This is a genomic window from Dactylosporangium siamense, from assembly GCF_016862795.1.
Taxonomy (GTDB): domain Bacteria; phylum Actinomycetota; class Actinomycetes; order Mycobacteriales; family Micromonosporaceae; genus Dactylosporangium; species Dactylosporangium siamense.
This window is the reverse complement of record NZ_BONQ01000189.1, coordinates 1-15,741: the sequence shown is the minus strand read 5'-3', so window position 1 is coordinate 15,741 and position 15,741 is coordinate 1. Positions and strand designations below refer to the sequence as shown.

The window sequence follows — 15,741 nt, the reverse complement described above, 5'->3', positions numbered from 1 at the left end:
AGCGGTGGCGCGGTTGGCGCAGGTGGTGCGGGCGGCGGCGTGGGTGGCACAGGTAGCGCGGGTGTTGGCGTGGGCGGTGCGGGTGGCGGCGTGGGTGGTGGGGACGATCGGGGTGGCCGCGCGGGCGGCGGGGAGGGCAACGGGATCGCCGGCATGCGGCATCGGGCGGCCACGTTCGGTGGGGTGGTCGAGGCCGGGCCGCGGCCCGGTGGTGGTTTCCGGGTGCGTGCCAGGATTCCTGTTCGCGAGGAGCAGCCATGACCACACACCGCGGCGGGGCCGTCGGTGTCAGGACCGCGGAGGAGCGAGCGTGATCAGCGTGCTGCTGGCCGACGACCAGGCGTTGGTGCGGGCGGGGTTCCGTGCGTTGCTCGACGCGCAGGCGGACATCGAGGTCGTCGGGGAGGCCGCGGACGGCGCCGAGGCGGTGCGGCTCGCGGTGCAGACCCGGCCCGACGTGGTGCTGATGGACATCCGGATGCCGGTGCTCGACGGGCTCGAGGCGACCCGGCAGATCGTTGCCGACGCCCGGCTGGCGCAGGTGCGGATCGTGATTCTGACGACGTTCGACCTGGATGAGTACGTGTTCGAGTCGCTGCGCGTCGGGGCGAGCGGTTTTCTGGTCAAGGACACCGAACCCGTCGACCTGCTGCGGGGCATCCGGGCCGTCGCCGCCGGTGACGCGCTGCTGTCGCCGGGGGTGACGCGGCGGCTGATCGAGGAGTTCGCGAGCCGGTCGCGGGCGCCCCTCGCGCCGATGTCCCTGGCCGTGCTCACCGACCGGGAGCGCGAGGTGATGGCGCTCGTCGGTGTCGGGCTGTCCAATGAGGACATCGCCACCAAGCTGTTCGTCAGCCCGGCGACCGCGAAGACACACGTCAGCCGAGCCATGATCAAGCTCGGGGCCCGGGACCGCGCGCAGCTGGTGGTGTTCGCCTACGAGGCCGGCCTGGTCAAACCCGGCTGGCTCGGCTGACTCCACCCGCCCGCCGGCGGTGACCTCAGATGCCGTTGCGGGCGATGACCTGCTGGTACCAGTTGGCGCTCGCCTTGCGGGTGCGTCGCTGGGTGGCGTAGTCGACGTGGACGATGCCCCAGCGTTGGGTGTAGCCCTCGGCCCACTCGAAGTTGTCCAGCAGCGACCACACGTGGTAGCCCTCGAGCCGGACGCCTTCGCGGATGGCCTGGTGGGCGGCGGTGAGGTGGTCTCGCAGCAGGGTGATGCGGTCCTCGTCGTCGGTCGCGTTGACCGAGGGCATGCCGTTCTCGGTGATGGTGAGCGGGATGTCGCCGTAGTCGCGCTTGATCCGGGTCAGCAGGTCGTAGAGGCCCTGCGGGTACACCTCCTGCCAGCTGGCCTGTGTCGTCGGGTGTTTCTGCACCCGGCCGCCCTTGGCCGTGATGTAGGCGGGGTTGTAGTACTGCACGCCCAGCAGGTCGCTCTTCGAGCCGATGACGGCCAGGTCGCCGTCGTGGATCGCGGCGCGGACCGGGGCGTCCGGGGACTGCGTAGCCAGCCAGTCGTCCGGGTACCGGCCGAGCAGCACCGGGTCGAGCCAGCGCCGGTTCTCCTCACCGTCGGCGAGGGTGGTCTGGCGGCGGGCCGCGTCGGAGTCGTCGGCGGGGTAGGTCGGCGACAGGTTGAGCGCCGCGCCGATGCGGCCCTTGCGGCCGGTGGCGCGGAAGGCCTGGACGGCGAGCCCGTGGCCGAGCAGCAGGTGGTGGCCGGCGACGTTGGCGACGCGGCGGTCGCGGACCCCGGGCGCGTGGACGCCGGCGGTGTACCCGACCTCGACCACCGTCTTCGGCTCGTTGAGCGTCAGCCAGGTCTGCACCTTGTCGCCGAGGGAGTAGCAGACGACGCTGGCGTAGTCGGCGAACCACTTCGCGCAGTCGCGGTTCTCCCAGCCGCCGGACTCCTGCAGCGCCTGCGGGGTGTCCCAGTGGAAGAGAGTGATGACCGGGGTGATGCCGCGGGCGAGGAGGCCGTCGACGAGGCGGTGGTAGAAGTCGAGGCCCTTGGCGTTGACGGTGCCGCGGCCGGTCGGCAGCACCCGCGGCCAGGAGATCGAGAAGCGGTAGCTCTTCAGGCCCAGGTCGCGCATGAGGTCGAGGTCCTCGTAGCTGCGGTGGTAGTGGTCGGCGGCCACGTCGCCGGTGCCGCCGTCCCTGGTCTTGCCCGAGGTGTGGCTGAAGACGTCCCACACCGACGGCCCGCGACCGTCCGCCGTCGCGCCGCCTTCCACCTGGTACGCCGACGTCGACGCACCCCAGGCGAACCCCTCCGGGAACGTCAGCCCGGCCCGCGCCGCGGCGGAGGCCGAACCAGGAGGGGAGCGCCGCCGGGGCGAGCAGCCGGTGCTCACCGCACCGGCGGCGGCCAGGGTGAGCACGTGACGCCGTCGCATGCGGCAAACGTAGCTCGCACGCGCACGTGGTTACGATGCAAAACCGGCCGCCCCCGACGAAACGGGAGCGGCCAGAAAAAACCAGGCAAAGGTAGCAATCAGTCGGCGAGCGCGACGAGCCCCTGCGCCCAGCGGAAGTACTTGTTGGTGCCCAGGTCGCGGACGGTCTTGATGCCGAAGGCGGCGGCCAGCTTCTCGGCGTCGCCCTCGGAGACGCCGGCGATCGCGGTGACGGGGGCGTCGGCGATCTCCTGGGCGCTCTTGCCTTCCCATTCCTTCACGAGCTTCTTTTCCAGACCAAGCATGTGGTTGCTCCTTCTCGATCGAGATTCGACGCGAGGGTCGGCGCGGCGGTGCCGTGGACCCCGCGAAAGGCTACCCAGCACTCTCGCTTGCCACACTAGCGGTGCCACCGCGATGATCGGTTGATGACCAGCCAATGGGGGCTGACGGTGCCGCTTGCCGGTGTGCCGTTGCCCGAGCACGCGGGGTTGCTGCAGGCGCTGCCGGATCTGGGGTTCACGGACGTCTGGTCGAGCGAGGTCGCCGGCACGGACGCGTTCACGCCCCTGGCCCTGGCCTCGGTGTGGTCGCCGCGGCTGCGGCTGGGCACCGCGATCGTCCCCGTGTTCACCAGGGGGCCCGCGCTGATCGCGATGCAGGCGGCGACCCTCGCGGAGGCGGCGCCGGGGCGGGTCGCGCTGGGGATCGGCGCGTCGTCGCCGGTCGTCGTCGGCGACTGGAACGCGGTGCCGTTCGACCGGCCGTTCGAGCGCAGCCGTGACGTGCTTCGCTTCCTGCGCACCGCCCTCGCGGGCGAGGTCGTCGACGGGGCGTTCGACACGTTCCACGTCAAGCGGTTCCGTTTGGAACGGCCGCCGGGTGTGCCGCCGAAGCTCCTGCTCGCCGCCCTGCGGGCGAAGATGCTGCGACTGGCCGCCGCCGAGGCGGACGGTGCGGTGCTCAACTGGCTCTCGGTCGAGGACGTGGCGACGGTCCGCAGGGAGCTGGCCGGCGCGCCCGAGGGGTTCGAGGTCGCGGCGCGCATCTTCGTCTGCCCGACGCAGGACGAGGCCGCGGCGCGGGAGACCGCCCGCAGGCTGATCGCCGCGTACCTGACCGTGCCCGCGTATGCGGCGTTCCACCGCTGGCTCGGCCGCGGCGAGGTGCTCAAGGCGATGTGGGACGCGTGGGCGGCCAGGGACCGCAAGGCGGCGCTCGCCGCGATCCCCGACGAGGTCGTCGACGCGCTGATCGTGCACGGCAGCCCGCAGCGGTGCCGGGAGCATGTCCAGCGCTACGCCGACGCCGGGGTCACGACGCCCGTGATGGCGCTGCTGCCGACGCCGGAGCTCACCGCCGGCGGCCCGGAGGTCCTGCTGGACACGCTCCGGGCGCTGGGAGCGCGGTAGTGGACCTCGCCGGGAAGGTCGTCGTCATCACCGGAGCGGCCGGCGGCATCGGTGCCGCCCTCGCCCGCCGGTTCGCCGCCGAGGGTGCGGCCACGCTGGTCCTCGCCGACCTCGACGGCGACGCCACCGAGGCCGTGGCGGCAACCATCACCGAAACGGAGACCAGGGCGGTCGCCGTCGACGTGACGGACGAGAACCAGGTGGCCGAGCTCGCCGCCGAGACCGAGGAGCGCTACGGCCGCATCGACCTGTTCTGCGCCAACGCCGGCATCACCACCGGCGCGGGTCTGGAGGCGTCGGCGGAGACCTGGGCGCGGACCTGGGCGGTCAACGTCCAGTCGCACGTGTACTCGGCCCGCGCGGTGCTTCCGGGCATGCTGGAGCGCGGCGAGGGGTACCTGTTGCACACCTGCTCGGCGGCGGGCCTGCTGACGGCCGTGGGCGACGCGCCCTACACGGTGACCAAGCACGCGGCCGTGTCGTTCGCGGAGTGGCTGTCCATCACGTACGGCGCGAAGGGCATCAAGGTCAGCGCGCTGTGCCCGCAGGGCGTCGCCACACCGATGCTGCGGGACGGCCTCGCCGCCGGGCACATCGGTGCGAAGGTGACGGCCGCCGGCGGGGCCGTGCTGTCGCCGGACGAGGTCGCCGGGTCGGTCGTGGAAGGCCTGGCGGCGGAGCGGTTCCTGATCCTGCCGCACCCGGAGGTCCAGAAGTACTACCTGCACCGGGCGAGCGACACCGACCGCTGGCTCACCGGCATGCGGGGGCTCGCGGCGAGCCTCGAGACATGAGAAGACCCGACGTCCTCAGCGAGGCGATCGAGGTCATCAAGCCCCTCGTGCAGAAGCAGCAGGGCCGCTCGATCATCGGCATCTGCGGGCCGCCCGCGGCCGGCAAGTCGACCCTGTCCAGTGCCGTCGCCGCGGCGATCGACGGCAGTGTGGCCGTGCCGATGGACGGGTTCCACCTGTCCAACGTGGAGCTGGACCGGCTCGGCCTGGCCGACCGCAAGGGCGCCCCGGAGACGTTCGACGCGGCCGGGTTCGTGCACCTGCTGCGGCGGCTGCGGGCGGCGGACGAGCTGGTCTACGCGCCCAGCTACAGCCGCACCCTGCACGAGTCGATCGGCGGCGTGATCCCGGTGCCGGTCAGCACCCGGGTGATCGTCGTGGAGGGCAACTACCTGCTGCTCGACGACGGTCCATGGGCGGCGGTGCGGGGGCTGCTGGACCTGGCGCTCTACCTGGACGCCCCCGACGACCTGCGGCAGGACTCGCTCGTGCGCCGCCAGCTGGCCAAGGGGCTCGACCTGCACGACGCCCACGACTGGGTGGAGCGCAGCGACGAGCGCAACGCGGCGGTCATCGCCGGCACCCGCGACCGGGCGGACCTCATCCTCACCCGAAGCGCGGCTTAAGTCTTCCTGTGCCGGATTGACCCCGACCGATCAGATAGGCAACCTACCTGACAGTTGTCTATCTGTGAGGAGCACCATGCGCAGACTCGTCCTCGGCGCCGCCGGGCTCGCCGTCGCGCTCGCCGTGGCCGGCACCACGTACGCCGTCGCGGCGACGCAGACCACGAAGGCCCCGGTCGTGGCGGCCGCCCCGGCGACGTTCGCCCACCCCGGCGTGTTCGTCAGCCGGGCCCAGCTCGACTTCGTCCGCGGCAAGGTCCAGTCCGGCGCGCAGCCGTGGAAGGCCGCCTACGACCAGATGCTCGGCAGCAGGTACGCGTCGCTGTCGCGGACCCCGAAACCGCGCGCGGTCGTCGAGTGCGGCTCCTACTCCAACCCCAACAACGGCTGCACCGACGAGCGCGAGGACGCCCTGGCCGCGTACACGCTGTCGCTCGCCTGGTACGTCACCCGGGACAGCCGGTACGCCACCAGGGCCATCGCGATCATGGACGCCTGGTCGGCCACGATCAAGGACCACACCAACAGCAACGCGCCGCTGCAGACCGGCTGGGCCGGGTCGTCGTGGCCGCGCGCGGCGGAGATCATCCGGTACACGTATCCGTCGTGGCCGAACCAGGCGCGCTTCGGCACGATGCTGCGCACGGTCTACCTGCCGAAGCTCATCAACGGCTCCAGCAGCAACGGCAACTGGGAACTGTCCATGATGGAGGCGGCGATCGGCATCTCCGTCTTCCTGGAGGACCGCACCAGCTGGGACAAGGCGATGGCGAAGTTCCGGGCCAGGGTCCCCGCGTACCTCTACGTCACCGCCGACGGCACGCTGCCCAAGGGGATCGGGAGCATCGACACCCGCACCGAGATCATCAACTACTGGCAGGGGCAGAGCACGTTCGTCGACGGGCTGTCCCAGGAGACCTGCCGGGACTTCACCCACACCGGCTACGGCATCTCGGCGATCTCGCACATCGCGGAGACCACGCGCATCCAGGGTCAGGATGTGTACCCGGAGATCGCCGACCGGCTCCGCCACGCGCTCGGCCTCCACAGCAAGTACCAGCTGGGTGGGGGCGTCCCCTCGTGGCTGTGCGGCGGCAAGCTGACCCTCGGCCTGGGCCCGGTGACCGAGGTCGGCTACAACGCCCTGCACAACCGGATGGGCATCGCGATGTCGAACACCCAGCGGCTGACCGAGCAGTCCCGCCCGGCCGGCAGCAACAACCTGTTCGTGGCGTGGGAGACCCTGACCCACGCCGACAACCCCGCCTGAGGTCCTACTTCCAGAACAGCGGGCGGGGGTCGAGGTTCCACTTGAGCCGGCGCCAGAACCCCCGCCTGGCGCGCAGTTCATCGACGTAGGCGACGGCCTGCACGGCGGCCCGGGTGGCGTGTTCGTCCCCCGGGCCGTTCGCCGCCGGCGGCCCGGCGAACGCGACCGCGTTGATCAGGGCGGCGACGTCGTCGACCGGCGGTGTGGCGGAGCGGATCGTGGCGACCCCGCGGGGCTTGGAATGGGCCCGGCCGGTCGCCGCGGTCGCCGCGAAATGCGCCACCTCCGACGCCGTCAGGTGCGGCGGGGCGGGCCGGCCCGCGAGGCGCAGGCCGGTCAGGACCTCCGCCCAGGCGGCGTCGATGCGCTGTGCCGGGGTCCCTTGCGCGAGGCGGCGGCGCCTGCGACTGCGTTTCGCCAGGGGTACCACTGCCGCGAACGCCAACACGGCGACCAGGAGTGCACCGCTGGACACCGCGACCGTGGCCACGGTGTCCGGGTCCTGTCCGGACGCGTCGCCGGTCGGGGCCACCGTGGGTTTCGGCGACTGCGACGCGACCGAGCCCGACGGGGCGGGCACGGTCTCCGGCGGCGGTTGCGACGCCGGCGGCTTCGGGCGGAAGTCGTCCTCCGTGGGCCGCTGGACGGTGTCGGCCTTGGGCATCGGGTCGAACTGCTCCCAGACGCCGTTGAACAGCACCTCCGGCCACGCGACGGCGTCGCCGCCGTGGACCTCGTTGCGCCCGGCGTCGACCCGGAACCCGACGGCGAGCCGGGTCGGCAGGCCCATCAGCCGGGCGAGGACCGCGAACGCGGCCGCGAACTGCTCCGAGGTGCCCTTCTGCCCGCCGGCCTGTTTGGGGCCGAACAGGAAGTATTCGACGTTGGGGTAGGCGTGGCCGCTGGGCGCGTCGCCGACGACCTTGTAGTGCTCCGACAGCCAGCCGACGATCGCGAACGCCTTCTGGTACGGCGACGACACGCCCTCGCCGAGGTGCTGCGCCAGCTGCGCGATCGAGTCGGGGACCTTCCCGGGCAGCGCCAGGTAGCGGCCGACGGCATCGGAGTTGGGCACGTCGGCGACCTGCATGGCGTTCTCGTCGGGGCGGTGCGCGCGGGACACGACGCTGTACTCGACGCCGGGGCGCAGCCCGTCGGACAGGATCATCGTGCCGTCGGTGGTGTCGACGGCCACCCGCACGCCGTTGACCTCCTCCGGGGTGGCGATGCCCGGCAGCAGCCGCCCGTCGAGGTCGGCGATGCGGAACACCTGCCGGACCTGCGGGTCGGTGAGGACGGGCTTGCCGGCCACGACCCGGCCCGCGTTGCGGTAGGTGGCGCCGACCCGCCAGGTGACGCCGTCGTAGTCGTTGAGCACGGCGAGCCGCACTGGCGGCGGCGCGTCGGTGCCGGTGACCTCGACGTCGAACAGGTGCTGGTCGTGGTTGAGCGCCCAGCCCGACAGCCGGACCAGTGGGCTCTCGTCGAGCGAGTCGAGCTGCGGCGGGGTCACCATGTTGCGCGGCTCGGCGGGGCTGGTGCCGACCTTCGCCGCGACGCTCGGGCCGAGCAGCTGCGACAGCGCGACGATCGCGGCCAGGCCCACCGCGGCGCCGGTGCCCACCCGCAGCCGGAGGGTGCGCCGCTGGCCGTCGGTCAGGCGGTCCTCCTCGGCGGGCGGCGGCCGGTTGGACACGACGAGGCCGAGCGCGGCGAACCCGGCAAAGGCCAGGGGCACCCAGCTCGCGCTCCTGCCGTTGGGTCCGACGAGGTACAGCGCGCCGCCGAACAGCACCGTCGGCGGCGCGTAGGACAGCAGGACCCGGTGGTAGCGCACGCCGAGCTCGGCGGCGGCGAGACCGGCCAGCCAGGTGAGGATGACCGGCAGCAGGACCGTGTCGGGCTGCGGCTCGATCGGGATCAGCGCGAGCAGCAGCCGGGGGATGCTGTTGCGCAGCGCCTCCCGCATCGCCGGGACGCTGCCGTCGACCCCCGCCGCGGCGGCGGAGACGCGCATCGCGAGCACGACGACGCCGGCCAGGCCGAGCACGCTCAGCGGGGCCGCGCTCCAGCCGGGCAGCCCGCGGGCGGCGACGCTGATGCCGACGGAGCCCGCGGCGGCGCCGGCCATGAGCTGCAGCAGCAGCGGGCCGTGGTAGATCGGCGACAGGGCGAACGCGGCCATGACCAGCATGCCGAGCAGCGCGACCGCGACCAGCAGCCGTCTCACCACGCGCTGACTCCGTCCCAGGCGGCGGCGAAGTCGGCGCCGTCGGCGGCGGACAGGACCTGCAGGCCGTCCAGGGCGGTGGGGACCTCCCCGTCGGTCGTGCCGAACGCGCCGGCGATCAGCGACGGGTACGCGGCGCGCAGCGTCCCGACCCGGCCCAGGTCGGCGACCCCGCCGGGCCCGGTGAGGAACACGAGGGTGTCGCCGGCCCGGCGGGTGCGCAGCTGCGCCACCGTCGCGTCGAGCTGGTCCCCGGTGGCCAGGGCCGCCTCGGCGAGGAGGTCCAGGTAGTCGCGGGTGTGCTTGCCGCCGGCGTGTGCCCCGCCGGCGAGCCGCAGCGCCACCGGCAGCTCCTCCCGGAACGCCGCCATCACGATCGACGCGGCCGCCTCGCACGCGGACTCGAAGTGCGTGCTGTCGCGCGAGCGGTCCGCGTCGGGGTAGGCGGCGAGGCGGTCGTCGAGCAGCACCACCAGGCGCGGCAGGCTGGTGTCCAGGTGCTCGCGGACCATCAGCTCGCCGATCCTGGCCGTGGTGCGCCAGTGCACGTGCCGCAGCTCGTCGCCGACCACGTACTCCCGCAGCGTGTCGAACGTGATGCTGCCGTGCGGCACCCGGTCGACCCGGCCGTCGAGGGAGCGCATCACGCCGGTCGGCACCGCGGTCAGGTGGTGCACCGTCGGATACACCCACACCTTGCTGACCCCGCCGTAGCCGCGGGCCAGGGTGAGCAGCCCGAGCGGGTCACGCCGCACGACCCGCAGCGGCCCGATGTCGACCACACCGCGGCGGGCCGTCGGCACCGGGTAGGTGGCGGTGGTGGTGCCGCCGGCCTTGAGGCGCAGCAGCGGCACCGGCACGCTCGCCGGGCCGCACCGGTCGTGGGCGATGAGCGTGGCGCCCCGCAGCCGGCTGCTGTTGCCGACGGTGAGCGTCACCGTGCTCGACTCGCCGCGCATGACCCGGTCCGGGTCCACGGCCCGCTCGACGGTCAGCCGGGGACGCCACCACACGTACGCGAACCCGAACAGCACCGCGGCGACGGCGGCGGTGCCGACGACGGTCAGCTGTGCGTACTGGAACACGAACCCCACCGCGAGCAGGACCGGCGCGGCCGCGGACAGCCCGATCCCGCGGGAGGTGAGCCGCATCAGACGGGCGCGGGCGCGGCCGTCGGCACCGGGACCGGCACCGCGTCGAGCACCTCGCGGACCACGTCGCCGGGCGCCACGCCGCGCACCTGCGCGTCGGGCGACAGCAGCAGCCGGTGCGAGAACACCGCCTCCGCCAGGGCCTTGATGTCCTCGGGCACGACGTAGCCGCGGCCGTCGATGAGGGCATAGGCGGACGCGGCCCGGGTCAGCGCGATCACGCCACGCGGGCTGACCCCGACCCGCACCCGCGGGTGGGAACGGGTCGCGTTGCCCAGCTTGACCGCGTAGCCGAGCAGCGGGTCCGCGATGTGCACCCGGCGGGCCAGCCGGACCAGCTGCGCGATCACCTGGGTGTCGGTCACCGCCTCCAGGGCCTCGGGGGAGCGGGTCACGGCGCCGCGCAGCACCTCGATCTCGACGGCCTCGCTCGGGTAGCCGACGGCGAGCTTCATCAGGAACCGGTCCAGCTGCGCCTCGGGCAGCCGGTAGGTGCCGTCCATCTCGATCGGGTTCTGGGTGGCGACGACGAGGAACGGCCGCGGCACCGCGTGCCGGACGCCGTCGACGGTGACGTAGCGCTCCTCCATGACCTCCAGGAGCGCGGACTGCGTCTTCGGCGAGGCCCGGTTGATCTCGTCGGCGATGACGATGTTGGCGAACACCGGCCCCGGGTGGAACTCGAAGCCGCGGGTCGCCTGGTTGAAGATGGTGACCCCGGTGACGTCCGACGGCAGCAGGTCGGGCGTGAACTGGATGCGCCGCCACTGCCCCTGCACGCTGGCCGCCATGGCCCGGGCCAGGGTGGTCTTGCCCACCCCGGGCACGTCCTCGAGCAGGACGTGGCCCTCGGCGAGCAGCGCCGTCATGGTCAGCCGGATCACCTGCGGCTTGCCGAGCACGATCGACTCGACGTTGCGGGCGAGCCGGCCGACCAGGTCCGCGGCCGCGGCGATCTCCTCAGGTGCGGGGGGACCGGGCTCTGCTTCGGATGTGCTCACTCTGCTCCTGCGCTCAACACGGTTTCAGCGGTCCGGTGCCGTTCGGCAGGTCGAACCACGCGTACGGGATGTAGTTCTCGCCCTTGAAGCTGATCTTGATCCAGACGCTGGTCTGCTTGCCGCCGTACGGCTTCGCGTTGACGCTGGAGCCGTTGGTCTGGCAGATCGCGGTGTACCCGTCGGGAGCGTAGACGTCGCCGACCGACGTGCCGCTCTGGGTGGCGGTCTTGTAGACCCAGATGCCGCCGCCGGGCGCGCCGTGGCCGCAGTAGCTCGTGTCGCCGCAGACCACGGTGCCCCGGTACGCCGGGGTGGACAGCGAACCGGTGGCGTTGGCCGTCATGCCGGCCGCGTTGGTGACCGTGACGGTGTAGTTGTACGCCGTGTTCGGCCACAGGCCGCCCATGGTCAGCGAGCCGCCGCAGGTGTTCTCCACGGCGCCGACGCCGGCGACGTCGAGCCGGCACTTCGCGGGCGCGCCGCCGCCGTCGGTCGCGGTGAACGCGACCGTGATCGACTGCAGCGCGGCGCGGGTGTTGGCCGCGTCGACCCGCATGGTCGGCGCGGCGAGGGTGTTGGCCGCGCCGTTCACGGCGGCGCCCTGGCCCGCCTTGTTGACCGCCCGGATCTGCAGCGTGACCCGCTCGTTGTCGCCGAACCCGCCGAACTCCTTCGACAGGGCGGTGCCGATGTCCTGCTTCACGCCGTTGACCGTGGCCTCGTAGCCGGTGATCGGTGCGCCGTTGTCCTCCGCGGCGCGCCACGCGGCCACGATCGTGCCCCGCTTCGTGGTGACCGCCCGGACCGTCAGCCCGCCGGGCGCGCCCGGCTTCGTGAACGGCACCACCGACGGGCTCAGCGGCGACTGGCCGGAGCTCGCGCCGATGTCGTTGATCGAGGCGACCCGGAACGCGACCTGTGTGCCGTAGGGCAGCTCGCCGGCCGGCACCTTGAACGTCGGCTGGGCCGACTCGAACGTCTTGGACTCGTCGCCGGACACGGTCGTGATCGTGTACTTCACGATCTTGTGCCCCTGCCCGTTGGCGGCCGGCCACGTGACGGTGACCGTGCCGTCGGGGTTGGCGGTCGCCGCCACGCTCACCGGCGCGTCGGGCACCTGCGACGTCGGCGTGACCGGGTTGGCCGCCTTCTTCGGGCCGTTGCCCTTCGCGTTGACCGCGTAGACGGTGAACTTGTAGACCTGCCCGTTGGTCAGCCCGGTGAGGTCGAGGGCCCGCTGGCTCGCGCCGACCTCGTGCTGCTTGCCGTCGCCCTCCACCACGTACTTCGTCACGGCGCTGCCGTTGGCGGGCGCCGCGGTCCAGGTGACCCGCGCCGAGGCGTTGCCGGGCGTCGCGATCACCCTCGGCGGCGCACCGGGCGGCCCGACCGGTGGCTTCGCCGGCGGTGGCGGCGGCGGTACGGGTGGCGCCTCACCGCCCACGACGTCGTTGTTGTACTTGTCGACGACCTGGACGTGGTGCTTGGGGTCCACGACCCGCGCGGTCGACCCGCCGGGCGCGTTGATGAACATCCGGTCCTCGCGGACCTCGATCTCCAGGGGCTTGCCCCCGGCCTTGATCTGGATCGCGTCGAGCGGCTTGCCCGTGGTGTCCAGCACGTAGACCGTGCCGGTCGCGTCGTCGGCGCAGTAGAACCGCCCCGACCAGGCCACACACGGCTGCAGCTTCGGGCTCTCGCCGGGCACGGTGAAGTCGCTGACGGTGTCGCCGTTGACGACGTAGACGTGCCGGTCGTCCACGACGGTCACCGGCACGTCGCCGCCGACCGTGCGCTGCGGCATCGCACCGTTGCCGGCCAGGCGCAGCGGCACCTTCTTCAGGGCCTCGCCGCGCAGCGTGGTCAGCGTCGTGGCGGTCTTGTCCAGCACGGCGACGCCGGTGTCCAGGATGGACAGTGCCAGGTCATGGTTGGGGTCGGCGACGCTGACGGTCTTGACCTTGGTCGGGTCGGACGCGAGCCCGCCGCCCTGGCCACCGCTGCCGCTGCTCGGCTTCTTCGTCGACGCCGGCTTCACCGCCACGACGGTGCCCTCGGACGGCACCAGCAGCCACAGCCGCCCGGTGTCGTCGAACGTGCCGCCGGAGATCCCGGGCGGGAACGTCACCGTCTCGCCGACCGGCAGCAGCGTCGCCGGGTCGAGCTGGCGCACCTGCCCCTGCACGGTGTCGACGATGAACGCGACGTCGTCGTGCACGGCCACCGTGACGCCGAGCCCCGGCGTCGCCTGCGTGGTCGCGCCGAGCGTCAGGCTGGTCAGGTCCAGCACGCTGATCTTGCCGGTGTTGAGGTCCCGCAGGATCACGAACCGGTCGCTCTGGCTCACCTGCATGGTGTGGCCCTGCGCATCGGTGATCTTCGTCCGGGTGTCGACCTTGCCGGTGACGCCGTTGACCCGGGCGACCTCGCCCTTGTCGTTGCTCCACAGCCAGGAACTGATGTCGTAGCTGGCCACCGCGTTGTTGGCGGCGCCCGTGCCGAACAGCGTCAACCCGAGAACGGCGATCAGGCCCACGACGGTGCCGAGCGTGACCAGTCCGCCGCCCTTGCGCGAACGAAAGCTCACCATGCGGCTCCCTCCCCGAAACCGGCGCCCATCATATTCCTGTCGATGTGTGGTGCACACCCGGCGTGTCTAGATCCGTTCGCATTGTCACTTTCGCTGCGTGCAGGCCAGGCCCGACAGGGCGACACTGTCCGTGCCATAGACCGCCGCAACTGTGAAGCAGTAGTCGAGTGTCGGGTTGAGGCCGTTCAGCGTGTACGTCGTCGCGCCCGCCGCGAGCACCTGCAGCTGCCGCAGCGCGCCCTGCTGGCCACCTGCGACGATGAACGGTGCCGACCCCTTCGACGGATCGGTCCACGTCAGTGTGATGGACGTCTTGTCGTCGCGCAGCTTGAGGGCGCCGGGCGCCTTCGGGTTGGCGGCCGCGGCGCCGCTCGGCCCGCTCGGCCCGGTCGGCTCGTTCTTGCTTGTCGCGGCGCTGGCCGGTGGCTGGCCGTCCCGGATGGCGGCCGGCGGGTCGGGGCGGGCGGCGATGAACGACACCACCGCCGCGGTGATCCCGCCGAGCACCGCCACGATCAGGATCACCAGCAGCGCGGTCAGCGGCGACCGGCGGCGGCCCACGTCCTGCTCGGGCGGCGGCGTTGTCCACGGTGCGCGCTCCTGCACGGCGCCGCCGCCGCTCGTCGGGAACGGGCTGCCGCTGACGGGGTAGCCACCGCCGCTGGTGGGATACGGGCCCCCGCTGGTCGGGTCGGCGGGGTCCGGGGACGGCCACGACGGCTGGTCCGGGCGTTGGAGCACGCCCTGGTCCACCTGCTGCCAGCCGGCACCCTCCCGCGGTCCGTCGTCCCAGCCGTCCGGCTCGCCCGGTCGCCACGGCGCCGGCGCCGGCTGGGTCTCCTGGCGGGGCTCCGGGTGGAAGATCGGCCGGTCGTCCGGGGCCGTGCCGGTGCCCTGGTCCACCGGCCAGGTCGGCTGCGCCGGGGTGGTCGTGCCGATCGGCGCCGACAGCGGCTCGAACGGTGCCGGCGCCGACTGGTGCGGCACGTGGAACGGCCCCTCCGGCTCCGGCAGCCCCAGGTATCGCCGGGCCGCCCGCACGCTCGGGTGGTCCTCGCCGAGCGCGGCCGGCCCGAGCCTGGCCAGCTGCCCGTATCGCCGCTTCGCCTCATACACGTTGCCGAGCTCGTCGGCGATGCGGGCCAGCTCGTAGGACAACGCGAGCATCACCGCGTGCCCATCGCCGAGCCGGTGGTATCCGACCGCGAGCGCCTGCTCCAGGACCCGCCGGGCGTCGCTGAGCTCGCCGAGGTCCGTGTGGAGCTTCGCGAGCACGCAGGTCGCCGCGAGCACGTCCGGATCGTCGCCGCCCAACGCCCCGCCGGCCCCATCGAGAGCCCGGGCGAGCAGCGCGAACGCGCCCCGCACGTCACCCTGCGCGGCCATCGCGCGGGCACCCTGCACGGCGTTGGCAAGCTGGGCGGACGAGGACACGCCGTTACTCTGCCCTGTCGCGCACCCTGGGCGCCACCCCGGTGCAGCGAGCGTGCCTGATCGATACTTGGGTCATGGCAGATCACCCGCTGAGCCCGCTGCCCGGGGCCCGTGAGGCGCGCGACCCGGCCCGCGCCATCAAACGCGGGCCCAGCCGGGTGCCGCCCGAGGTCGTCGCGGCCAACCAGCGGGAGCGCCTCTTCGACGCCGTCGTGCACACCGTCGCCGAGAAGGGGTACGCCAACGCCACCGTCAGCGACATCTGCCGCGCCGCCGGCGTGACCCGTCCCGCGTTCTATGCCCTGTTCGCGGGCAAGGACGACGCGCTGATCGCCACGTACCGCCACGGCACCGACCTGCTCCTGCACCTGATGGAATCCGCGTACCGCGCCGAACCCGCCTGGCGCGACGGTGCCCGCGCCGCGCTCCGGGTGCTGCTGCAGGTCCTCGCCGAGCTGCCCGCCTTCGCGACGACGGCCGTGGTGGAGATCGACGCGGCCGGCCCCCTCGCCCGGGCGGAGCGCGCCCAGCTGCTGCGCCGCTTCGACCGCTTCTTCAGCGAGGCACCGAGCACCAGCGATCTGCCGATGCCCGAGGAACTGGTCGAGACGGTCGTCGGCGGCATCTACGCCACGATCTACCGCTACGTCGCGGCGGGACGGGTGGAGCAGCTACCGGCCCTGCTGCCGACTCTCGCGTACTTCACGCTGGTGCCGTTCGTCGGGCGCGAGGAAGCGGCCAGCGAGCTCACCATCCCGACGACGGACGACCCATCGGGTTGCCAGCTGCTGTAATGCTGCCGCGCCGGAGGCGCGGCGGCGGGGG

13 protein-coding genes are annotated in these 15,741 nt (G+C 72.8%); 6 read left to right on the top strand and 7 right to left on the bottom strand.

Annotated features, from left to right (window positions below):
- The first annotated feature begins 310 nt into the window (after window positions 1-310).
- Complete coding sequence (locus Dsi01nite_RS54470) at window positions 311-976, top strand: response regulator (RefSeq protein WP_203854417.1); 666 nt, start codon at window positions 311-313, stop codon at window positions 974-976.
- Between the two features lie 25 nt (window positions 977-1,001).
- Here Dsi01nite_RS54470 and Dsi01nite_RS54465 read toward each other — a convergent pair whose 3' ends face one another.
- Window positions 1,002-2,408 carry a GH1 family beta-glucosidase gene (locus Dsi01nite_RS54465; protein WP_203854416.1) on the bottom strand — a complete coding sequence of 469 codons (1,407 nt, stop codon included), beginning with the start codon at window positions 2,406-2,408 and terminating at the stop codon, window positions 1,002-1,004.
- Window positions 2,409-2,506: 98 nt separating this feature from the next.
- Window positions 2,507-2,713, bottom strand: a complete 207-nt coding sequence (locus tag Dsi01nite_RS54460) for a hypothetical protein (protein ID WP_203854415.1) — start codon at window positions 2,711-2,713, stop codon at window positions 2,507-2,509.
- A gap of 123 nt (window positions 2,714-2,836) precedes the next feature.
- Between Dsi01nite_RS54460 and Dsi01nite_RS54455 the strand changes: the two genes are divergently transcribed.
- The 4 genes from Dsi01nite_RS54455 (at window position 2,837) to Dsi01nite_RS54440 (ending at window position 6,510) form a co-directional block, all read left to right on the top strand.
- On the top strand, window positions 2,837-3,820 hold the full coding sequence (locus Dsi01nite_RS54455) for an LLM class F420-dependent oxidoreductase (protein ID WP_203854414.1): 984 nt from the start codon (window positions 2,837-2,839) through the stop codon (window positions 3,818-3,820).
- Window positions 3,820-4,614, top strand: coding sequence for an SDR family oxidoreductase (locus tag Dsi01nite_RS54450; protein WP_203854413.1), 795 nt, complete (start codon window positions 3,820-3,822; stop codon window positions 4,612-4,614). The genes Dsi01nite_RS54455 and Dsi01nite_RS54450 overlap by 1 nt, the downstream gene beginning before the upstream one ends.
- Entirely contained in the window at window positions 4,611-5,240 is a 630-nt protein-coding gene (locus tag Dsi01nite_RS54445; protein ID WP_203854412.1) for a nucleoside/nucleotide kinase family protein, read from the top strand. The genes Dsi01nite_RS54450 and Dsi01nite_RS54445 overlap by 4 nt, the downstream gene beginning before the upstream one ends.
- Before the next feature lie 76 nt (window positions 5,241-5,316).
- The gene (locus tag Dsi01nite_RS54440; RefSeq protein WP_239137196.1) at window positions 5,317-6,510 is read left to right on the top strand and encodes an alginate lyase family protein; all 1,194 of its coding nucleotides are present in this window, start codon (window positions 5,317-5,319) and stop codon (window positions 6,508-6,510) included.
- A gap of 4 nt (window positions 6,511-6,514) precedes the next feature.
- Here the strand turns inward: Dsi01nite_RS54440 and Dsi01nite_RS54435 are convergent, their stop codons facing one another.
- From Dsi01nite_RS54435 to Dsi01nite_RS54415, 5 genes are all read right to left on the bottom strand, one after another.
- A complete protein-coding gene (locus Dsi01nite_RS54435; protein WP_239137194.1) occupies window positions 6,515-8,743 on the bottom strand; it encodes a transglutaminase TgpA family protein in 2,229 nt (742 codons plus the stop codon).
- Window positions 8,737-9,891: a DUF58 domain-containing protein gene (locus Dsi01nite_RS54430; RefSeq protein WP_203854411.1), complete on the bottom strand. Its 1,155-nt coding sequence runs from the start codon at window positions 9,889-9,891 to the stop codon at window positions 8,737-8,739. The genes Dsi01nite_RS54435 and Dsi01nite_RS54430 overlap by 7 nt, the downstream gene beginning before the upstream one ends.
- Window positions 9,891-10,847 (bottom strand): AAA family ATPase, encoded by a 957-nt coding sequence (locus tag Dsi01nite_RS54425; RefSeq protein ID WP_239137198.1) that lies wholly within the window; start codon window positions 10,845-10,847, stop codon window positions 9,891-9,893. The genes Dsi01nite_RS54430 and Dsi01nite_RS54425 overlap by 1 nt, the downstream gene beginning before the upstream one ends.
- Window positions 10,848-10,905: 58 nt before the next feature.
- Window positions 10,906-13,482: a fibronectin type III domain-containing protein gene (locus Dsi01nite_RS54420; protein WP_203854410.1), complete on the bottom strand. Its 2,577-nt coding sequence runs from the start codon at window positions 13,480-13,482 to the stop codon at window positions 10,906-10,908.
- Between the two features lie 84 nt (window positions 13,483-13,566).
- Complete coding sequence (locus Dsi01nite_RS54415; RefSeq protein ID WP_203854409.1) at window positions 13,567-14,916, bottom strand: fibronectin type III domain-containing protein; 1,350 nt, start codon at window positions 14,914-14,916, stop codon at window positions 13,567-13,569.
- 74 nt (window positions 14,917-14,990) lie between these two features.
- Between Dsi01nite_RS54415 and Dsi01nite_RS54410 the strand changes: the two genes are divergently transcribed.
- Window positions 14,991-15,710: a TetR/AcrR family transcriptional regulator gene (locus tag Dsi01nite_RS54410; RefSeq protein ID WP_203854408.1), complete on the top strand. Its 720-nt coding sequence runs from the start codon at window positions 14,991-14,993 to the stop codon at window positions 15,708-15,710.
- Window positions 15,711-15,741: the final 31 nt, after the last annotated feature.